At 66.8% G+C, this 20,193-nt stretch carries 25 protein-coding genes and 1 tRNA gene; 17 read left to right on the top strand and 9 right to left on the bottom strand.

Annotation, left to right across the window (positions count from 1 at the left end; genetic code table 11):
• Window positions 1–70: 70 nt before the first annotated feature.
• The 5 genes from C449_RS16570 to C449_RS18430 all read right to left on the bottom strand — a co-directional run bounded on the left by C449_RS16570 (window position 71) and on the right by C449_RS18430 (window position 5,321).
• Window positions 71–2,740, bottom strand: a complete 2,670-nt coding sequence (locus tag C449_RS16570) for an efflux RND transporter permease subunit (protein ID WP_006079202.1) — start codon at window positions 2,738–2,740, stop codon at window positions 71–73.
• A 148-nt stretch (window positions 2,741–2,888) separates the two neighbouring features.
• Entirely contained in the window at window positions 2,889–3,164 is a 276-nt protein-coding gene (locus C449_RS16565; protein WP_006079201.1) for a DUF7521 family protein, read from the bottom strand.
• Window positions 3,164–3,616 (bottom strand): winged helix-turn-helix domain-containing protein, encoded by a 453-nt coding sequence (locus tag C449_RS16560; protein WP_006079200.1) that lies wholly within the window; start codon window positions 3,614–3,616, stop codon window positions 3,164–3,166. Before C449_RS16560 ends, C449_RS16565 begins: the two co-directional genes overlap by 1 nt.
• Window positions 3,617–3,866: 250 nt before the next feature.
• Window positions 3,867–5,114, bottom strand: coding sequence for an aminotransferase class V-fold PLP-dependent enzyme (locus C449_RS16555; protein ID WP_006079199.1), 1,248 nt, complete (start codon window positions 5,112–5,114; stop codon window positions 3,867–3,869).
• Window positions 5,115–5,174: 60 nt separating this feature from the next.
• Window positions 5,175–5,321 carry a hypothetical protein gene (locus tag C449_RS18430; protein ID WP_006079198.1) on the bottom strand — a complete coding sequence of 49 codons (147 nt, stop codon included), beginning with the start codon at window positions 5,319–5,321 and terminating at the stop codon, window positions 5,175–5,177.
• A gap of 152 nt (window positions 5,322–5,473) precedes the next feature.
• On the opposite strand from C449_RS18430, the gene C449_RS16550 reads away from it, so the two are divergent.
• Window positions 5,474–5,758, top strand: coding sequence for a GYD domain-containing protein (locus C449_RS16550; RefSeq protein ID WP_006079197.1), 285 nt, complete (start codon window positions 5,474–5,476; stop codon window positions 5,756–5,758).
• Between the two features lie 10 nt (window positions 5,759–5,768).
• Here the strand turns inward: C449_RS16550 and C449_RS16545 are convergent, their stop codons facing one another.
• Entirely contained in the window at window positions 5,769–6,062 is a 294-nt protein-coding gene (locus C449_RS16545) for a DUF424 domain-containing protein (protein WP_006079196.1), read from the bottom strand.
• Window positions 6,043–6,909: a tetratricopeptide repeat protein gene (locus C449_RS16540; protein WP_006079195.1), complete on the bottom strand. Its 867-nt coding sequence runs from the start codon at window positions 6,907–6,909 to the stop codon at window positions 6,043–6,045. Before C449_RS16540 ends, C449_RS16545 begins: the two co-directional genes overlap by 20 nt.
• Before the next feature lie 53 nt (window positions 6,910–6,962).
• Here C449_RS16540 and thpR point away from each other — a divergent pair, with 53 nt between their 5' ends.
• From thpR to C449_RS16470, 14 genes are all read left to right on the top strand, one after another.
• Entirely contained in the window at window positions 6,963–7,514 is a 552-nt protein-coding gene (thpR, locus tag C449_RS16535) for an RNA 2',3'-cyclic phosphodiesterase (protein ID WP_006079194.1), read from the top strand.
• A gap of 80 nt (window positions 7,515–7,594) precedes the next feature.
• A complete protein-coding gene (locus tag C449_RS16530; protein WP_006079193.1) occupies window positions 7,595–8,392 on the top strand; it encodes a ZIP family metal transporter in 798 nt (265 codons plus the stop codon).
• A 60-nt stretch (window positions 8,393–8,452) separates the two neighbouring features.
• Entirely contained in the window at window positions 8,453–8,605 is a 153-nt protein-coding gene (locus tag C449_RS16525) for a 50S ribosomal protein L39e (RefSeq protein WP_006079192.1), read from the top strand.
• A complete protein-coding gene (locus C449_RS16520) occupies window positions 8,602–8,880 on the top strand; it encodes a 50S ribosomal protein L31e (RefSeq protein WP_006079191.1) in 279 nt (92 codons plus the stop codon). The genes C449_RS16525 and C449_RS16520 overlap by 4 nt, the downstream gene beginning before the upstream one ends.
• A gap of 1 nt (window position 8,881) precedes the next feature.
• Window positions 8,882–9,547, top strand: a complete 666-nt coding sequence (locus tag C449_RS16515; protein ID WP_006079190.1) for a translation initiation factor IF-6 — start codon at window positions 8,882–8,884, stop codon at window positions 9,545–9,547.
• A 109-nt stretch (window positions 9,548–9,656) separates the two neighbouring features.
• The gene (gene pfdA, locus C449_RS16510) at window positions 9,657–10,130 is read left to right on the top strand and encodes a prefoldin subunit alpha (RefSeq protein ID WP_006079189.1); all 474 of its coding nucleotides are present in this window, start codon (window positions 9,657–9,659) and stop codon (window positions 10,128–10,130) included.
• A 9-nt stretch (window positions 10,131–10,139) separates the two neighbouring features.
• Window positions 10,140–11,453, top strand: a complete 1,314-nt coding sequence (gene ftsY, locus C449_RS16505; protein WP_006079188.1) for a signal recognition particle-docking protein FtsY — start codon at window positions 10,140–10,142, stop codon at window positions 11,451–11,453.
• Between the two features lie 18 nt (window positions 11,454–11,471).
• Window positions 11,472–11,963 (top strand): metal-dependent hydrolase, encoded by a 492-nt coding sequence (locus C449_RS16500; RefSeq protein WP_006079187.1) that lies wholly within the window; start codon window positions 11,472–11,474, stop codon window positions 11,961–11,963.
• A gap of 244 nt (window positions 11,964–12,207) precedes the next feature.
• Entirely contained in the window at window positions 12,208–13,611 is a 1,404-nt protein-coding gene (locus tag C449_RS16495) for a signal recognition particle protein Srp54 (protein WP_006079186.1), read from the top strand.
• A gap of 89 nt (window positions 13,612–13,700) precedes the next feature.
• Window positions 13,701–14,552, top strand: a complete 852-nt coding sequence (locus tag C449_RS16490) for a type II CAAX endopeptidase family protein (protein WP_006079185.1) — start codon at window positions 13,701–13,703, stop codon at window positions 14,550–14,552.
• Window positions 14,553–14,699: 147 nt separating this feature from the next.
• Complete coding sequence (locus C449_RS16485) at window positions 14,700–15,278, top strand: magnesium transporter (protein ID WP_006079184.1); 579 nt, start codon at window positions 14,700–14,702, stop codon at window positions 15,276–15,278.
• Window positions 15,279–15,836 (top strand): magnesium transporter, encoded by a 558-nt coding sequence (locus C449_RS16480; protein WP_006079183.1) that lies wholly within the window; start codon window positions 15,279–15,281, stop codon window positions 15,834–15,836.
• A 63-nt stretch (window positions 15,837–15,899) separates the two neighbouring features.
• Window positions 15,900–16,883: a lamin tail domain-containing protein gene (locus C449_RS16475; RefSeq protein WP_006079182.1), complete on the top strand. Its 984-nt coding sequence runs from the start codon at window positions 15,900–15,902 to the stop codon at window positions 16,881–16,883.
• A 60-nt stretch (window positions 16,884–16,943) separates the two neighbouring features.
• A complete protein-coding gene (locus C449_RS16470) occupies window positions 16,944–18,035 on the top strand; it encodes a molybdopterin-dependent oxidoreductase (RefSeq protein WP_006079181.1) in 1,092 nt (363 codons plus the stop codon).
• Here C449_RS16470 and C449_RS16465 read toward each other — a convergent pair.
• Window positions 18,019–18,432, bottom strand: coding sequence for an RNA-binding domain-containing protein (locus C449_RS16465; RefSeq protein WP_006079180.1), 414 nt, complete (start codon window positions 18,430–18,432; stop codon window positions 18,019–18,021). The genes C449_RS16470 and C449_RS16465 overlap by 17 nt on opposite strands.
• Window positions 18,429–19,010: an AAA family ATPase gene (locus tag C449_RS16460; protein ID WP_006079179.1), complete on the bottom strand. Its 582-nt coding sequence runs from the start codon at window positions 19,008–19,010 to the stop codon at window positions 18,429–18,431. The genes C449_RS16465 and C449_RS16460 overlap by 4 nt, the downstream gene beginning before the upstream one ends.
• A gap of 83 nt (window positions 19,011–19,093) precedes the next feature.
• Here C449_RS16460 and C449_RS16455 point away from each other — a divergent pair.
• Window positions 19,094–19,168, top strand: a tRNA-Arg gene (locus C449_RS16455).
• A gap of 320 nt (window positions 19,169–19,488) precedes the next feature.
• Window positions 19,489–20,187, top strand: coding sequence for an SDR family NAD(P)-dependent oxidoreductase (locus C449_RS16450; RefSeq protein WP_006079178.1), 699 nt, complete (start codon window positions 19,489–19,491; stop codon window positions 20,185–20,187).
• Window positions 20,188–20,193 lie beyond the last annotated feature (6 nt).

Here is a 20,193-nt window from a genome sequence, read left to right as displayed (position 1 = left end):
CAAAAGGATTCCGGGCGGGGTCGAACGGCCGCGTCAGACGGGGGAATCCATCCGGGCAGTGTCGCGCGATCTACGCCAGGCGTGCGACCAACCGCTCCCGGAGCACGAGCAGCGCGGGAAGCACCGTCACGCACGCCACGAACGCGTAGACGATGCTCAGCCCGGTCACGATGCCGAACCGTCGGAGCGGTGGCGACAGCGCCAGCGCGAGCACACCGAACCCAGCGGCGGTCGTCACCGCACTCCCGAGCAGCGCCCCACCTGTTCCCGTGAGCGCCGCCGACAGCGCGTCCGCGAGCGAGTCGTGACGGCTCCGTTCGTCGACGAAGCGCTCGCCGAGATGGATGCTGTAGTCCACCCCGAGACCGATCGCGAGGCTCGTGACGACGGCGGTCTCGCTGTTGAAGGGCAGGCCGAGCGCCGCCATCGTGCCGAGCAGCCACGCGAGCGCGACGACGACGGGAGCGAGCGTCACGACGCCCAACCCCGGCGCACGGTGTCGCCACCAGTACAGTCCGACGAGGAGCGCGAGAATGACGCCGAGCGTGATGGCGAACCCCTCGATGAGCGTTTCGAGGAGCGCGGTCTGAACGACGCCGGTGATGACCGGCCCGCCCGTCGCGATGGCCCGCACCGGCGCGTTCGCCTCGATCGACGCGGCAACGTCGCGAACGTCGCCCGCGACCGACTGGGAGGAGGCGTTCCCCTGGACACCAACGGTGAGACGAGCGGACGCATACGAACCGTTCTCCGCACGATACAGCACTGACGACGCCCGATCGGGGGCGGCGTCGAACAGTCGGTCGTAGACCGCCGCGACGTTCCTGTCGGGGAGTCCGTCGCCGTCCGTATCGCGCGTCTCGATCGCGCCGGCGACCGTCTCGTTCTCGGCGGCAACGGTTCGAAGCACGGACGCTGGGCTTTCGATGGCGGCCCGTCCGTCGGGATCGACGACGATCGTGCCGCCCTCGGTCGTCCGGGTCACGTTCTCGGCCGCGGTGAGGAGCGCCGGTGCCGTCACGTCCCCGCGTATCAGCACCTGTCCCGTCGATCCCTGCCCGCGCTGCTGGAAGTTCTCGCTCAGGTAATTGAGATTTTGACTCACCTCGTAGTCGCCGGGCGCGAAGGGATCCGGGAGCGAGTCCATCCATTCCGGGGCATCCTGAGGGAGGAAATCGGCCTGATTGAACTCCGTGTCGATGGTCGTCCCACCGTACGCGCCACCGGCGGCGAGCACCAGCGCGACGGCGATGACGACGACGGGGGCACGCCGTGCGAGCGTGGCGCTCCCAGCGAGAGCACGGTTGACCAGCCCCGAGCCGACGCCGAAGGCGCTCTTCTCGCGGTCGCGGCCGCGCCGATCGAAGAAGCGTTCGAGTTCGAGTTTGACCGCCGGCACGAGCGCCGCGAAGACGAGGAAGATGGCGACGATGCCGACACCGCTCAGGACGGCGAAGTCCTGAATCGAGCCAAGCGGGCTGACGTAGTTCGAGAGGAAACCGACAGCCGTCGAGAACGCTGCGGTAGCCAGCGCGAGCACGACGCCGCCGATCCCGAGACGCATCGCTGTGATGGGATCTCGCCGCGCTGCACTCCCGTCATCGGTGTCGAGCACCCCCTCGCGCGCCTCGCGGTAGCGCATGATGACGTGCAGCGAGTAGTCGATGCTCAGGCCGATGAGCAGGAAGGGAACGGCGATCAGGATCGAGTTCATCGCGATGCCGAGCCAGCCCTGAATGCCGGCGTACCAGACCAGCACGACGGCGACCCCGAAGAGGCTCACGAGGACATCCACCACGTCACGGTAGGCGATCGTGAGAACGGTCAACAGGAGCACGAGCGCGACGGGCGTGATGATCGTGAACGTGTCGCCGATGGCCTGGGAGGTCTCCGCGTCGATGATACCCGGCCCGAAGACGAACGCGTCGGCAAAGCGCGCCTCGACCCGCGACTCGATCGCCACCTGGGCGTCGTAGACCGCTCCCTCGGTCGTTCCCGATGTCTCCGGGTTCTGCTGGAAGACGAGCGTGCTCCGCGCGTCGGCCTGCGTCGTCCCCGGCTCGTAGTCCGAGGGCAGGAACTGGGTTGGATCGCCGCCCGGAGCGGTCGCGTTCGAGTCGAGAAGCCGACCGAGCAGCGCCTCAACCTGCTCGTCGGAGCGCGATTCGAGCGCCGCGATCTGCTGGTCGAGCGTCGGAGCCCGCGGCTGGCCGGTCCCGCCCGCCGCCGCTGCGGTGGTGGCGTTGCTCGCGCCCGAATCCGCGCCAGCGCTGGCATTCGACGCGTCGGCGCTCGATTCGTTGGCACCCGACGCGTTGGTGTTCGGTGCGTTGGTGCGCTCGCTGGCGTTCTGGGCGAATGCGGCGGTCGCGACGGCGTTCTCGATGCCGACCACACCGGTTCCGTTCTGGAGCGTCGCGTTGATCGACGCGTTCGTGCGGAGTTCCTGCTGGAGTCGCAGACTTTCGAGCAGTGAGTCGCGGGTGAGGACGTCGCCACCTTCGTCCCTGACGACGACCTGTGCGACCACCGCCTCGTCCGTGTCGTAAGTCGCGTCGATCCGGTCGAGTGCGGCCTGTTCGGGTGAGTCGATCGCGGCCTGGCCGATCGATCCCTGGCCGGTCGTGCCGACGATCGCGCCCGCACCGACGACGGCGGTAAGGACGAGCAAGAGCGCGATCACCAGCTTGCTTCGCGAGGCGAGAACGTCCGCGTATCGAGACGACAGTCCCGATTTCATCGGTTCCCGGTACCACCGACTGTGGTCGCGCCGGATGCGGAGCGGCTAACGGAGGGCAAAGCGTCGGTCATGCAACGCCCTCCGAGGGAGACCGATAAAGACCAATGGGGAGTTCCCAGAACGTGGGAAACTGGACTTCGTTTCTGAGTCACCCTTCATACAGTCCGACGATCATGACACCGAACCCGGCACAGACGATCACGCTTTCGAGGAGCATTCCCATCGTAGTCGGGACGCCGAGGAAGTGGTGGAAGACACCGACCAGAACCGTGCCGAGGGTGATGACGAGCAGTCCCACCGAGAAGTACTGGAGGCCGGCGATCCGTGTCCGTCTGTAGGCCCGGTACGCCAGCACGGAGACCACGCCACCGAGGACGAGCGCGACGAGTTTGACGACGACGACCAGAGCGACGAGCGGTTCCATCACGATTCCTCTTTCATCGCCGACCAGAACGATGCCAGGCGATCCTCCGCGTCTCGCTCCGGCCGGGCGACCGACACCGTGAACCCGTCGTCGGTGATGGTGATCGAGACATCGGTGAAATCGCGCTCGTAGCGCGTGACGTTCGGCCCGTCGGACCGAACGTCTGTGTACTCCCGGACGAGCGCGGCGTCGCGGAGCAGTTCGAGCTTTCGGTACACCGTCGAGCTGGAGAGATCACACGCCTCGCAGAGCTCGCTCGCGGATTTCGGGCGATCCAGCAGTCGAAGGATCGCCCGACAGTTGTCGTCGTCGAGCGATCGCAACACCGTTTCGAGATCGGGACCGTCCGGCTCGTCGGTCGACCAGCGGGCCAGGTCGGTGGCCGAGTCGGTCGGATCGGTATGCGACGGGATGAGTGGCAGGCGGCTCGAACCGACGTGTCGATCGCTCATGTCAGGTAGCGTCGACCGTGTCGGCCGTTCGGAGAGCAGCGAGAGTCATGTCCGTCGTTGCTACCGTTTTTCCCGGAGCCGGTATAGGCGTCCCGGTCGTTCCCAACATCTCGGAACGGGACGGTTGTACCCGCCATTCGATTCCCGGCCGTTCGCGACTCCCGACCCCGGACAGGTCGTTCCCGAGACCGCGTTCGATACTCGTTCGGATCGAGTGCGGACGGTAATCGATCGAGTGAGCCGTAGCAGCCTACGCGAACAGCTGCCTGGCGTCGTCGATGGCCTCGACAAGGGTGTCGACCTCGCTTTTCGTGTTGTAGAGATAGAACGAGGCACGGGCGGAGGCCGCCGTGCCGAGCACGTCGTGAAGCGGCTGGGTGCAGTGGTCGCCGGGCCGGATCGCGACGCCGTGATCGTTCATGATGCTCGCGAGGTCGTGGGCGTGGACGCCGTCGAGATTGAACGAAACGAGGCCCGCACGCTCGCCGGCCGGCGGGCCGTAGATCTCGATGTCGTCGAACTCGTTCAACCGCTCCACCGCGTAATCGGCGAGCTCGCGCTCGTGGCGATCGATCCGATCGAGACCGATCTCGTCGAGATAATCGGCGGCCTCGGCGAGCGCGATCCCCTCGGCGATCAGCGGCGTGCCCGCCTCGTACTTCCACGGCAGGTCGGCCCACGTGGTCTTCTCGAACTCGACCTTCCGGACCATCCCGCCGCCGTACATGAACGGCTCCATCGCTTCGAGGATCGCTTTCTTGCCGTAGAGCCCGCCGATCCCCGTCGGGCCGCACATCTTATGGCCCGAGAAGGCGTAGAAATCCACGTCGAGCGCCTCGACGTCGACGGACTGGTGCGGCACAGCCTGGGCACCGTCGGCGAAAATGTAGCTGTCGTGGTCGTGGGCGAGGTCGGCGAGGTCGGCGATCGGGTTGATCGTGCCAAGGGTGTTCGAGACGTGGGTTACCGAGACCATCTCGGTGTCGGGACCGATCACCTCGCGGGCGTGGTCCATGTCGAGGCGACCCGCGTCGTCGATCCCGATGTAGCGCACGTCCGCGCCGGTCCGCTTGGCGATCTGCTGCCACGTCACCAGCGAGGAGTGGTGTTCCATCTCGGTCAGGACTACTTCGTCGCCCTCGCCGAGCTCGTTCAGGCCCCACGCGTACGCAACGAGATTGAGTCCCTCGGTGGTGTTCTTCGTGAAGATCATCTCCTCGCGGCCGCCCGAGGCTCCGACGAACTCGGCGAGGCGGTCGTGGGCTTCTTCATACGCGATCGAGGCCTCCTGGCTCAGGTGGTGGATGCCCCGGTGGACGTTCGCGTTGGTGCCCCGGTAGTAATCGCTCATCGCGTCGATCACGCGATCGGGCGTCTGGCTCGTAGCGGCGTTGTCGAGATACGCGAGGCGCTGGCCGTCACCCACCTCGCGTTCGAGGATCGGGAACTCGCCCCGAATCCGTTCGACATCGAGCGGTTCGGCGGTCTGACTGCTCATTGACGCTGCGTACGGTCCGGAGGGGGAACATTCCTTCGGTCAGTCGCGCGTTCGTGGCGCTCAGACGACGCGGCGCGACATCACCAGTAGACCAAGCACGAGCAGCGCGATACCCCAGTACAGCGAATCGCCGGGGACCCAGACCAACAGCAGCGTGACGATACCGGAGGTGAACAGCGACCAACCAGCAGTTGTGGAGTAGCTCATGGAACTACACCGGACGCGAACGGGTAAAGCTCCCCGTCGGCATCTGCAAGCCCCGGCTTTTGTGCAGCACGGACGGCCGAAACCATCCGACGAGCCGTCTAGTGATATGCTCGGCCGGAACGGTTTTAGTTGCCGCGAGCGGAACGCCGGCCATGCAGACCTGGGTTGCGCTCGTCGAAGTCGTCGACGGTGAGTTTCAGGACCTCCAAGAACTCGCCTCGCTCTGGGGCGACATCAACATCGAGCTGGAGGAGGTCGAGGCCGAACTCCAGGAGACCTACGCGCTGCTCGGGCGATACGATTTCCTCGTGGTGTTCGAGGCCCCCGACCGCGAGTCGGTGTTCGAGGTCTCGCTGGCCGCCGAGCGCCACGGCCTCGACATGGATTCGATGGAGGGCGTCCCGATCGAGGAGTTCGGCGGGCTCGTCGACGAGTAGTCGACGCGATTCACTCCAAGCGCAGCAGTTGGGCGTGGCGGGTCTCGCCGAGGTCGAGCACGCTCTCCTCGTCGACGAACCCGTGCTCGACCGCGAGTGCCACGGCGTCGTTGCCGACGATGTTCGCCACCCTCGCACCCGCGAGACTCGCCACTACCTCCTCCTCGTCGGCGGGCTGGCCGTCGTAGAACTCCTCGTTCACTTCGAAGTCGATCTCGCCGTTTGCGAAGGTCTCGCCGAGTACCTCCGGATCGCAGACCGAGACCAGACGGCCCTCGGGCGTCTCACGCTCGTTGACGATCACGGACGAGCTCCTCCTCCGCCTCCTCGCGGAGTTCGCGGGCCTCCGCGGCGAGTTCCTCCGCACGCTCGTCCTTGCCGACCTCCTCCAGGGCGCGGGCTTTCTCTTCGATGACCTCGGCGTTCCGGAAGCCGAGCCGGATCGCGTTGTCGAACGCGTCGAGCGCCTCGCTCGCGAGCCCGCGTTCGAGCAGGAAGAACCCGCGATTGAACCACGCTTGCGGGAAGCGCGCGTCGATCTCGACCGCGCGTTCGGCGTGTTCCAAGGCCTGTTCGGTCCGGCCGGCCTCCCAGAGCGCGGAGGCGAGGTTGGTCTCGGCGCTCGCGGCGTGTTCGCTCCGGTCGTCGATCCGGAGGGCTTCCTGGTACGCCCCGATCGCCTCGTCGTACTCTTCGAGTTCGGCGTGGGCCGCACCCTTGTTGACCCACGCCTCCTGTTCGATCGGTTCGTCGTCGGCGAATCTGGCCGCGCGTTCCAGCGTTTCAGTCGCCTGCTCGTACCGATTGATCCGGAGGTAGTTCAGCCCGACGTCGACGAGCTCCTCGCTATCCACGTCGCCGGCACCGAGCTGGCGCTCGTCGAGCAGGTCGGCCACCGCGCGCGAGTCGACGGGGTCGACCTCGCTCGGGTCGACCGAGAGTTCGGGCGGGTCGAGATCGAATCCCTCGGGCTCCGAAAAGCCCTGTCCCTCGGAGAACTGGTGGTCTCCCGCGGCGTCGTCGGCAGGGTCTGGGACCGGCTCGTCGGATGCGGGGCGGGGGTCGCGGTCGTCGGCGTCGCGGCTCGGTTCGCTGTCGGCGTCGCGGCTCGGTTCGCTGTCGGGGGAGCGTTCGGGCTCGTCGTCGGTCATGGGGGTCCATAGACGACGACCGCGATTAAGGGCTACGACCGCGTACGCTGGGTATGCGACTGTTCGTGAGCGTCGACCTCGACGGGCTCGCCGAAGAGATCGCGGCCGTTCAGGAAACGATCGCCGACGCGAGTGGGGTGCGACTCACTGACCCCGGCAACGTCCACGTGACGCTGAAGTTCCTCGGCGAGGTCGAGGCGGATCGAGTATCGGACCTCCGGGAGAATCTGGCCGAGGCAGTCGACGAAGCGGGTGTCGAGCCGTTCGAGGCCGCGTTCGGTGGATTCGGTGCGTTCCCGAGCGAGGAGTACATCCGCGTGCTCTGGATCGGCGTCCGCGAGGGTGGCGACGAGCTTGCCAGACTCCACGAGGCGATCGAGGATTGGACCGTCGAGACGGGGTTCGATCCCGCCGATCACGAGTTCACGCCGCACGCGACGATCGCGCGAATGGATCACGCCGGCGGCAAGGATCGAGTCCAGCGCGCGCTCCGTGAGGACGATCCCACAGTCGGGACGCTCGATATCGGGGAGGTCCGACTGACCGAGAGCGTGCTCGCCGACGACGGACCGGAGTACACGACCGTCGAGCGCTTCGCGCTCTGAACCGCGACACATCGGTTTAGGCAGGCCGAAAATATACGTGTTTTGATAAGTCCTAAGTCGCTGGATCGTCGTTCGACAGTATGGTCGCGCTGGCGAACCTCGCGTTGGTGTTCGTTGCGGGGTTGCTCACCGCGCTCGCGACCGGCCTCGGGGCGCTGCCCTTCTTCCTCGTCGACGACGTGAGCGATCGGACGAGCGTCGTTCTCTGGGGGCTGGCCTCGGGGATCATGGTGGCAGCGTCGGTGTTCGGCCTAGTGTTCGAGGGGCTCGCCGAGGGCACAGTCTGGGGGATCGTTCCCGGACTCCTCGCCGGCGTCGCGCTCGTGATCGTCAGCCACCACGTCATCGAGGGCTGGGAAGTGCATCCGAAGCAGTACGCCGAGGCCGATTATCGAAAACTCCTCTTGATCCTCGGCGTGCTCACGGTCCACAGCTTTCCCGAAGGGGTCGCCGTGGGGGTCTCCTTTGCCGACCTGAATTTCGGCGGTGGAATAGAACTGCTGGGGTTCACGGTGCCGGTGCTCGCTGCCTTCATGACCGTCGCGATCTCGATCCATAACGTTCCCGAGGGTGTAGCGGTTTCGATCCCGCTCCGGGAGATGGGCGTGCCGCGGCAACGCCTGGTCTGGTGGTCGGTGTTCTCGAGCCTGCCCCAACCCGTCGGCGCGGTGGTGGCGTTCGCGTTCGTCCGGGTCGCGCGCGCGTTCGTCCCGTTCGGCTTCGGGTTCGCGGCGGGCGCGATGATCTACCTCGTCGTCTCGGAGTTCATTCCCGAGGCGCGCGAGGTCGGTGCGGGGTTGCCCGGTGGCGGCCGTCGAGAACTCCTCGCCGGGCTCGGCGTCGGCGTGGTCGTGATGGCTCCGCTGGCGCTTGTCTGAGAGAGTGCGTTGCGGACAGAAGGACAACGATTTAAGCCACGCCGGCGGAACACACCCATCATGGGTAAGAACTCGAAAGCCAAGAAGAAGCGGCTGGGGAAGCTCGAACGCCAGAACTCGCGGGTACCGGCGTGGGTCATCATGAAGACCGACCGCGACGTGATGCGCAACCCGAAGCGGCGTAACTGGCGGCGGAGCGACACGGACGAATGAGCGCCGAGGACTTCGAGGAGCGGGTCGTGACGGTCCCCCTCAGAGACGTGAAGGCGGGCGCGAACCACGAGGGTGCAGACCGGGCGATGACGCTCATCCGGGACCACCTCGCACAGCATTTCAAAACAGATCACGACGCGGTGCGGCTCGACCCTTCGATCAACGAAGCGGTCTGGTCGCGTGGGCGGTCGAACCCCCCGAGCAAGCTCCGCGTGCGGGCGGCGCGGTTCGAGGAGGAAGGCGAGCGCGTGGTCGAAGCCGAACACGCGGAGTAGCGTGCTCCGCGCGGCCTTCGCCGGTTCGGCGTACGTCGGCGTCTTCGCCCGAGCCACCGACGACTGTTTGCTCGTTCGGCCCGACGTCGACGACGACCGTCTCGCGGAACTGACCGACGAGCTCGGCGTCTCCACAGTACGAACGACGATCGCCGGCTCCGGCACCGTAGGTGCGCTCGTCGCGGGCAACTCCAACGGGTTGGTGACGAGCAGCCGACTTACCGACGTCGAGCGCGACCGGCTCGACGAGGCGCTCGATGTATCGGTCGCGGAGCTGCCGGGCCGGATCAACGCCGCCGGCAACGTCGTGCTCGCGAACGATGACGGCGCGTATCTCCACCCAGATCTCCCCGACGAGGCGATCGCCGTCGTCGAGGAACATCTCGGCGTGCCGGCCGATCGGGGCGTGCTCGCTGGCGTTCGAACCGTCGGGACGGCGGCGGTCGCCACCAATCAGGGCGTGCTCTGTCATCCGAAGAGCACCGACGAGGAGCTCGACTATCTGGAAGAACTGCTCGACGTACCGGCGGACATCGGGACCATCAACTACGGTGCGCCGGTGGTAGGATCGGGACTGCTCGCCAATTCGCATGGGTACGTCGCGGGTGACGAGACGACTGGCCCCGAACTCGGGCGGATCGAGGACGCGCTCGGGTACATCGAGTGAGCGGGTAAGACAACATACTTCCGGCGCGCCCGCCCAACCGGGATATGGACGAGTTCGTAACATCCGAAACGTATCGATCGAAAGCGGCTGCCGTGCGGGGAGGCAGCCGATGAGCCTCGGTGGCGGCGGTGGCGGCCAGCTCGAACAACTTTCAGAGGAGATCGAGAACCTCGAACGCCACGAGCAGGCGCTCGAACAGGAGATCGAAGAGTTTCAAGAGGAACAGCGCGAGATCGACGAGGCGACGGAGGCGCTCGACGCGCTCGAGAGCGGCTCGACAGTGCAGGTCCCGCTCGGCGGCGACGCGTACGTCCGGGCCGAGATCCAGGATATCGACGAGGCAGTGGTGAGCCTCGGCGGTGGCTACGCTGCCGAGCGCGACAAGGAGGGCGCGATCGACACCCTCGAAACCAAACGCGACGCGCTCGACGACCGGATCGAGGAGGTCCGCGAGGAGATCACCGAGGTCGAGGGCGAGCGCGACGAGCTGGAACAGCAGGCCCAGCAGCTCCAACAACAGCAGATGCAGCAGCTCCAGGGCCAGATGGGCGGCATGGGCGAGGACGCGGACGACGACGAGTAAGGCCGAACGATGTTCGACGGACTCAAGGACAAGCTCTCCTCCTTCCAGCGCGACGCCGAGGAGGAACTCGACGAGGCGGCCAGTGAGGCCGCAGACTCCGAAGCCGAGAGTGAAATCGAGAGCGACGAGGCCGAACCCGACGCTCCCGGCGGTGGGGTCGAGGCAGAGGCCGGAGCCGAGACGGAGCCGGAGACCACGAGGGAGGCGGCGGCGTCAGCAGGAGCCGAGGCCGACGCGACCCCCGAAACGGAAGGCCCGGATGGTGAACCCGCATCAGCGACGGCGGACGAGCCGGCGGAGCCAACGGAGCCGGCGGCGGAGCGGTCCACGGAGACCGCTGCCGACGCGGCGCGCAGAGGATGGTCGACGTCAAGGACGGACGACGATCGAGAAGCGGACGAGGCGGAGAGCGACGATGGGGAAGGAAGCAATCTCGGTCTCGGGACGCGTGCGAAACTGTTCGCCACCGGCCAGTCGCTGATCGAGGCGGGCGAACTCGACGCCCCGCTGTTCGATCTCGAGATGGCGCTGCTCGAAAGCGACGTCGAGATGAGCGTCGCCGAGGCGATCCTCGACCGGCTCCGCGAGGAGCTTACCGGCGCGACCCGCGCCCAAGTCAAGACCACCGGCACGGTGGTCGAAGAGGCGCTCGCCGAGGCCCTCCGGGAGGTGATCAGCGTCGGCCAGTTCGACTTCGACGAACGGATCGCGGAGGCCGACAAGCCCGTGACGATCGTCTTCACGGGGATCAACGGTGTCGGGAAGACGACGACCATCGCGAAGCTCGCGCGCTACTTCGAGGAGCGCGGGCTTTCGACCGTGCTCGCGAACGGCGACACCTATCGGGCGGGCGCGAACGAGCAGTTGGGCGAGCACGCCGATCGACTGGGAAAGAAGCTGATCGCTCACGACCAGGGCTCCGATCCGGCCGCCGTGCTCTACGATGCGGTCGAGTACGCCGAGGCGAACGACATCGACGTGGTGCTCGGCGATACGGCGGGTCGACTCCACACCTCGAACGACCTGATGGCCCAGCTCGCGAAGATCGATCGCGTGGTCGATCCCGACATGACACTGTTCGTGGACGAGGCGGTCGCGGGCCAGGACGCCACCAATCGCGCCGAGGAGTTCGACGACGCCGCGGCGATCGACGGCGCAATTCTGGCGAAGGCCGACGCCGACTCCCAGGGTGGGGCGGCGATCTCGATCGCCCACGTCACCGGCAAACCGATTCTCTTCTTGGGGACTGGCCAGGGCTACGACGACATCGAGCGGTTCGATCCCGACGTGCTCGTCGACCGGCTGCTCGGCGGCGAGGAGTAGTCGGGGAGCGGAGCAGGTGTGTACCGCCAGGGCCACATCGGGGTCGGGCTGCTTTGCTACGCGCCAGCGGGCTACGCGATGCTCGTGACGGGGCGGGTCGCGCTTGCCATCACCGGGTTCGCCGTGATGATCTGGCTCGCCATGCTGCCGGATGTCGATCTGCGGCTCCCGTTCGTTTCCCATCGTGGCCCGACCCACACCATCGGGTTCGCGGTGCTCGTCGGACTCGCGTGCGGCGCGGCCGGATGGTTCCTCGGAACTGGGCTACCCAGGTTCGAGCCACGGCTGCTTGGCTCGTTCGGGTTCGGACTCGGCGCGCTGGCGGTCGTCGCACATCTCGTCGCCGACTGGCTGACGCCGATGGGGATCGCGCCGTTCTGGCCGCTGTCCACCCGTCGGTTCTCGCTCGGGTTCGCCCGCGCGTCGAGCACGCTCGCGAACGGGTTCCTGTTCGTGCTCGGGGTGGGCGCGACGGCCGCAGTGTTGTGGTTCACGGGGATCATCGGGTAACAGCGGATGGCGCGCGGGAGTACGCGAAGCGCACGACTCGCGCGAGGGATGAGCGAAGCGAGTGAAACGAGCGGAGCGAATCGGTTGGGGAGGGTGTGGCCTGCGGTATTCATCTGTCTCGGGTGAGTGAGCATTTCACGTCGTTTCTACCCGTTTCGATGCCACAGCCTCAAAGCCAGGATGAGCCTCAGCCACACAGTTCGACGGACAAGCCTTTACCAGCCACACGGCGTAGAGATGGGAAATGGTACTCGACGACCTCGGGAGTTCCCTCCGGGGAACTCTCGACCGACTTCAGGGAAAGACCAGACTCGACGAGGAGGACGTCGAGGAGGTCGTCCGGGAGATCCAGCGCTCGCTGATCCAGGCCGACGTCGAGATCGACCTCGTGATGGAGCTCTCGGACAGTATCGAGCAGCGCGCGCTCGAAGAGGAGCCGCCAGGCGGCACCACAGCTCGCGATTTCGTCCTCCGGATCGTCTACGAGGAGATGGTCGATCTCGTCGGCGAATCGACCGACCTCCCGCTCGAACCCCAGACCATCCTGCTCGCCGGGCTCCAGGGGTCGGGGAAGACGACGACCGCGGCGAAGATGGCGTGGTGGTTCTCAAAGAAGGGGCTGCGCCCGGCGGTGATCCAGACCGACACCTTCCGGCCAGGCGCGTACGATCAGGCGAAGGAGATGGCAGAACGCGCGGAGGTCACCTTCTACGGCGATCCCGACGCCGACGATCCCGTCCAGATCGCCCGCGACGGCCTCGCGGCGACCGAGGAAGCCGACATCCACATCGTCGACACCGCGGGTCGCCACGCCCTGGAGGAGGGACTGATCGACGAGATTCAGGAAATCGACGCGGTCGTCGAACCCGATCGGAGCCTGCTCGTGATGGACGCGGCGTTGGGGCAGGGAGCGAAGGATCAGGCTCAGCGCTTCGAGGAGGCGATCGGGATCGACGGCGTCGCGATCACCAAGCTCGATGGGACCGCGAAGGGTGGAGGTGCGCTCACGGCGGTCAACGAGACCGACTCCTCGATCGCGTTCCTCGGGACCGGTGAGACGGTTCAGGACGTCGAGCGCTTCGAGCCCAACGGGTTCATCTCCCGGCTGCTGGGGATGGGCGACCTCAAGCAGCTCGCCGAGCGCGTCGAGCGCGCGATGGCCGACACCGACACCGACGAGGAGGACTGGGACCCAGAGGACATCCTGGAGGGGCAGTTCACCCTGAAGGACATGCGCCACCAGATGGACGCGATGAACAAGATGGGGCCCCTCGATCAGGTGCTCGACATGATCCCTGGATTGGGCGGCGGGATCAAGGACCAGCTCCCCGACGACGCGATGGACGTCACCCAGGACCGGATGCGGAGCTTCGACATCGTAATGGACTCGATGACCGAGGACGAACTCGAAAACCCCCGCTCGATCGGCGCGAGCCAGACCCGCCGGATCGCGCGCGGTAGCGGCCAGCCCGAAGAGCGCGTGCAGGAACTCTTAGAACAGCACCGGATGATGGAGCGCACCCTAAAGCAGTTCCAGGGGATGGGCGACGCCGACATGCAGCGGATGATGAAGCGGATGGAGGGCGAGGGCGGCGGCGGGATGGGTGGAATGGGTGGCATGGGCGGCGGTGGCGGACCGTTCGGCTGAGCGGATTCTCACTTCGTCCGGTGACACCACGTGATATGTTCGTCGCTCGTGAACGTGTTTATTGCATATGAACGCGATGATCGGCAGCGATGAACGGATCAGTCGCCTCTCGAACGTACCGGCTTGGTCCGATCGGCGCGTTCGTTGCCAGTCGTGACGTCTCGAGCTTCTTCGCGCTGACGCTGGTTATCTCGTGGGCCGGATGGGTGCCCGTAGCCGCCGGTGTCGTCGATCGAGAGCCGTTGGTGCTCGGGATGACCGTTATCGGCGTATTGGGTCCACCAGTTGCGGCGGCGATCGTCACGTGGCTCGTTGGCGACTCGCTGCGAGCGTGGGTCGGTCCGGTGCTCCGGTGGCGCGTCCACCCTCAGTGGTATCTCGCTACACTGGGGATTCCGTTCGTCCTGATTACAGCTACGAGCGTTGCCGCCGTCGCTCTCGGAGCTCCGATCGAACAGCCCGATCTCGTTCGACAGGGACCGATCTACGCGCTGCCACTGATCTACACGCTCGACGTGATTTCTCTGTCCGTGCTGGGTGGCGGACAGGAGGAACTCGGTTGGCGCGGGTTCGCCCTGCCGCGACTGCTCGAACGGTTCGACGCAGTGATGGCGAGCCTCGTGATCGGTGCCGTATGGGCGCTCTGGCATCTCCCACTGTTCATGACGGCAGGAGTGAGTCAGTACGGCACACCCTTCGTTCCGTACGCGATCAACACGCTAGCACTTTCGGTCGTGTTCACGTGGCTGTACCGTGCCACCGAGCGTAGCGTCTTGCTGGTAGTGCTATTTCACGCCAGCCTCAACGCCTCGACGCTACTGAACCCGATCCAGCACGTCACCAACACGCTACACTGGTTCGAAGCGGCAGTCACGTGGGCGCTCGCGCTCGGTCTGGTGGCTATTTACGGCCGCGAGCTCCAATCCGGAGAACCTGGATGATGGTGGAGCAACGGAGAGACGAGCCCCGCCAGCTGCCCGACTGCGAATCGGATACCCGAGATCCGTCGCTCCCGAGGCCGATCGAGTGGTGCTCAACACGACGGCACTGAGCGACCTTTTTACCGTTGGCGGCGGTCGATCCACGCAATGACCGTTGCCGAGGTCGCGCGCGAGGCCTACCGCGAGGCGCTGCCGGCGCTGTCGGCGAGTCTCGTCGGCGGGCTTCTCGCGGGCGTAGTCCTCGGCGGGATGCGCGAGGAACTCCGAGCGGTGTCGGGACTGCTCGTGCTCGTGCCCGCGTTGCTCGCGACGCGAGGCAACGTCTACAGCTCGCTCGGCGCACGGATCGCCACCGCGCTTCACCAAGGCCTCGTCGAACCCCGAGTGCGCGGCGGTGACCCACGGCTCCGGTCGGCGGTCGCGGCGTCGATCGCGAACGGATTGCTCGCGAGCGCGTTCGCCGCGACTGCGGCGTACGTCGTCCTGTGGGCGCTTTCGGCGTCACCCGCGCCGCTTACCACGCTCGTCGGGATCGCGGTGCTCGCCGGGCTGTTCTCGGGCGTGACGCTCTCGACGGTGGTCGTGCTCGCGGTGTTCGCTGGCTACCGGCGGGGGTACAACCCCGACACGCTGGTCGGGCCGCTCGTCACGACCACCGGCGACGTGTTCGGGATCGCCTACCTGTTGCTCGCAGTGCGGATCGTGCTCGCGCTCGGAGGTGGATGAGTGGCGACCGAGTGGACGTTCCGGGCGATCACACGGGCGCTGTTGCCCGTCCTCGTCGTGCTCACGCTCGTCGAACTCGGCAGCGGGTTCGTGCTCGGCTCGTTCGAGGCCACCCTGCTTCGCTACCCCGCGCTGCTCGTGCTCGTTCCGGTCACGATCGGCACGGCAGGCAATCTGGGGAGCGTTCTCGCCGCGCGGCTCTCGACGGCGTTCCATCTCGGCACGCTCTCCTTTTCGCCGACCGACGACACCCTCGCCGGCAACGCCGTCGCGACCGTAGGGCTCGCGCTCACCGTCTTTCCGGTCGTCGGCGCGGGAGCGTGGGGACTCACCGCACTCACCGCCGGCTCGGGCCTCACGCTCCCGACGGTGGTGCTGGTCGCGACCGCGAGCGGTGCGGTGCTCTCGGTGCTCGCCGTCGCCGTCACCGTCGTGGCGACCTACGCCGCCTACCGGTTCGAGCTCGATCCCGACGATCTCGTGATCCCGGTCGTGACGAACGTCTGTGACGTGCTCGGCGTGCTCGTGTTATTCGGGGTCGTCCAGGTCATGGTCTGAACCCGAGACGGAACCGCCGAAACTCGTCCGAGGGTTTAGAAGGGATGACGCGATCGTGTGAGTATGCGCCGCCTCACGTGGGTTCTCGTCACCTGTGTCGTCCTCACTGGCTGCGCGGGAACGACGCCGGGGACGACCGAACCCACGGCGTCGCCGGTCGAGACGCCAGGTGCCACGACGACCCCGGCAGCGACTGCCACGGGCGGAACAGCCGTTGACCGAGCGACGGGACGAGCGGCGACCGTCATCCGGGTCGTCGACGGCGACACCATCGAAGTCCGATACTCGAACGGGACGATCGACACGGTCCGGCTGCTCGGCGTCGACACGCCGGAAGTCCACGTCGCGAACGATCCTCCGGAGTTCGAGGGCGTTCCCGACACCGAGGCGGGGAATACCTGTCTCCGGGACGCTGGCCGGAACGCGAGCGAGTTCGTCGAACGAGTGCTCGCGGACGAGCAGGTGCGCCTCGTGGTCGGCGGCGACCGCCGCGACCGCTACGGTCGGCTGCTGGCGTTCGTCCGCCACGACGGGACCGGAGTCAACTACCGACTCGTCGCCGAGGGGTACGCCCGGGTGTACGACACCTCGTTCGCGGGTCGCGATCGGTTCGACCGGGCCGAGACGCGCGCCCAGCGGAAGAAACTCGGTCTCTGGACGTGTGCGACCGATAGCACCGAGTCGGGAGCGACGACCGGGGAGCGGTCGGAACCAGGCGGACTCGTGATCGCCGAGATCGACGCGGACGCGCCGGGCAACGACAACGCGAACCCCAACGGCGAACGGATCGTATTCGAGAATCGAGGCGAGGACCGACTCGTTCTCGCCGGTTGGACCGTGAGCGACGCCGCCGATCACACCTACACGTTCCCACAGGGGTTCGCGCTCGGACCAGGCGAGCGGGTCGCGCTCTATACGGGTTCCGGGTCGGATAGTCGAAACGAACTGTACTGGGGTGCGTCGGGGGCCGTCTGGAACAACGACGGCGACACCGTAACGGTGCGGAACGAGGTAGGCAAGACGGTCGCCGAGCGGTCGTACGGCTGAGAGGGGCGTCCGTCGCAAGTGGGCGCAGGGCTCAACCGCCTGGAGCCCGTACTCTGAACGATGGGATCGCGTCTCGAACTCCCGCCGCGGCTGGTCGACTGGTCGATTCTCGGAGCCGTCTGCTTCGCGGTCGCCACCGGCCTCCTCGGGCTCGTGTCGGGACGCACCGGCGACGCGTGGGTGTTCGTGACCCACGGGATCGGCGGCCTCTCGCTCGTCCTCTTGCTGTTCTGGAAACTCCGACGCGTGCGCCACCGTGTGACCAGCCGGGCAGCGTGGGACCGATACACCCCGTTCTCGATCCTCCTCGGAGCTGTGGCCATCGCGGCGCTCGCTACCGGAGTCTACTGGACGTTCGGTGGCCGTTTCGGGATCGGTCCGTGGACGGGGCTGTTCGTCCACATGGCGCTCGGCGTGCTCGTCGTTCCTCTCTTGCTCATCCACCTACGCGGACGGTTCCGCGCCCCGAGCACCGACGACTTCGCGGGGCGACGGACTGCACTGAGTGGCGTCGCTGTCGTGGGATTCGGTGCGCTGACGTGGCGACTCCAGCGCGGAGCCAACCGGCTGTTCGGGCTCGCGGGCGCTGACCACCGCTTCACTGGGTCGCGCGAGGACGGCAGCGGCGAGGGCAACGCGTTCCCGGTCACGAGCTGGGTCGCTGACGATCCCGATCCGATCGATCCCGACGACTGGCAGCTCCGGGTCGGCGGCCGAGTCGAGCGCGAACTCGCGTTCGACGGTGGAGCGCTCGATTCGGACGCGGGACGCCGCGCCGTGCTCGACTGCACCAGCGGCTGGTACTCGACGCACGACTGGCAGGGTATCCGAATCGGCGATCTCCTCGATAGCGCCGAACCGACCGACGAGGCGCAGTGGATTTCGTTCCGATCGGTGACGGGCTATCGCTGGAGTCTGCCGATCGAGGAGGCCCGCGACGCACTGCTCGCGACCCACGTCGATGGCGAACGGCTCAGCCACGGCCACGGCTTCCCCCTCCGGCTCGTCGCGCCCGGCCGGCGCGGATTCCAGTGGGTGAAATGGGTCGAATCGGTCGAAGTACGTCGAAAGCGAGACATGAGCGAGTGGGTAGCAATCTTCGTTAGCGGGTTCGACGAGGCGAGCGCGGACCGTGCTACGGACCGTCGGTGACCGGCGTTCCGTCCTCGGTCGACGGGGCGACGTGATCGACGTACGCCTCGACGGACGGCTCGTGGACGCGCACCCGGACGTGGATCTCGCCGAGTTCGCTCGGCTCGCCGACCGCGAAGTTGACCACGCCCTCGAACGCGGCCTGTTTCTTCAGATCGAAGGAGAGGGCGTCGCCCTGACGGCCGTCGAAGAACTCGCCCCGAGCGGTATCGAGGATCTCCTGGCGGTGGAGGAGTTCCGAGAAGTGGTCGAGCGAGTGGGTTTCGGCGCTGATCTCGCCCGGTCCGCGTTCGAGTTCGGCCTCCGGAAAGAGGTTCGTGATCGCGTCGGCGACGCGATCGGTGACTTCGGTGTCGCGTACGGGCGCGGTGATCGCAACGTCGACCCGGTAGATCACGACTCGGTCCCCCGCTCCGCGCCGATCGCATCCGTCCGGCCGTCGAGTAACGCCTGAATCCGGTCATGGAACGCGTCGAGCGAGTCGGTGTTCGTGATCGTGAGATCGGCGTCGGCGATCGCGTGGTCCATCCCGAACCCGCGTTCGCGCTCGTCACGTGCTTCGAGACTCTCACCGCCCTCGGTGGCAGGAGTGTCCCGGCCGCGCGAATCGACGCGCTCGGCCCGAATCTCGAAGGGGACCTCGATCGCGACGAGCGTGAACGCCTCGCCGAACGCGGCCTCGAAGCGCGTCGCCTCGACAGCCGATCGAATCCCGTCGACCAGCACGGTGTCGGCGTCGTCGAGTGCGTCCTCGATCATCGGCAGCGAGCGCTCGGCGATCGCCTCCGGTCCCCCCTCCTCGCGGAGCGCACTCGCCATCTCGCCGTGGTGTGTCGCGGGGTCGAGTCCACGCTCGCGGCACGCCTCTCGGATGACGTCGCCCATCGTCACCACGGGCACCCCCGTCTCGCGGGCGACGGCCGCAGCCTCGCTCTTGCCACTGCCGGGCAATCCGACGATCCCGATGACCCTCATCGGTCGACGGTTGGCCGGAGACAGGCGTAAGCGTTCCGCACCAGACCCGACTACTTTTCACCGACGGCGCGAATCCCCGACCGGGGCACGTAGCTCAGTCCGGAGAGAGCGTTTGGCTTCTAACCAAACGGTCGCGGGTTCAAATCCCGTCGTGCCCGTGAGTCATCGCCGAGCGACAGCGAGGCGTGACGAACGACGGACGCGGGATTTGAATCAGGGAGTGAAACGAGCGAAGCGAGTGGAACAACCGTGGTTCAAATCCCGTCGTGCCCGTCCACCTTTTGCTGCGCTCCGCTTGCTAGCGCTCGCTCCGCTGGCAAAATCTGAGCCAAAAGCCTCCTCCTTCCCTTCGGTCAGTCGTCGGCCCGCTCACTCCCTGCGGTCGCTCGCGGTACGGTTGCTAGTGACTTCCGCACCGCCACCGCACCAACACCGCCAGCCGCCAAACGGTTTTGTCGGCACACCTGCTAGTTCAATCATGACACGCACAGTCGTCATCGCGGGCGTCGGCTCGGGTCTCGGTGCGTCGATCGCCCGGAAATTTGCATCCGAGGGCTGCGACGTGGGACTGTTCGCACGCTCGGGAGAGTTCATCGAGAGCCTCGCTGACGAACTCGACGAAACGCCTGGCGACGCGCTCGCGGTCCCGACCGACATCACCGACCCGGAAGCGGTCGAAGCGGGGTTCGAGACCGTCCGCGAGGCGTTCGGGCCCGTGGACGTGCTCGTGAACCACGCCAGCGGCGGTGCGTGGAAGGGGCTGCAGGACCTCTCGACCGAGGAGTTCGACCAGGCGCTCGCGGTCGGCGCTCGGGGTGGCTTCCTCTGCTCGCAGGAGGCCGTCGAGGACATGCTCGACGAGGACGGCGGGACGGTGATCTTCACCGGTGCGACCTCCTCAGTACGAGGCAACGACGGCGCGCTCGCGTTCTCGGCCGGCAAGTTCGCCGTCCGCGGAATGGCGGAGTCGATGGCGCGCGACCTCGGTCCGGAGGGCATCCACGTCGCTCACGTCGTCATCGACGGTGGGATCCGACCACCCGAACGCGAGGTCGGGAGTCCGGAGGAGTATCTCGATCCCGACGCCATCGCCGAGAGCTACTGGCACTTGGTGGAGCAGGAGCGCAGCGCGTGGACGCTCGAACTCGATCTGCGACCGCACGTCGAGGAGTTCTAACGGGCG

This window comes from Halococcus saccharolyticus DSM 5350, assembly GCF_000336915.1.
GTDB classification, from domain to species: Archaea; Halobacteriota; Halobacteria; order Halobacteriales; family Halococcaceae; genus Halococcus; species Halococcus saccharolyticus.
The sequence above is the reverse complement of the archived record's forward strand: the minus strand, read 5'-3'. Positions and strand labels throughout refer to the sequence as shown.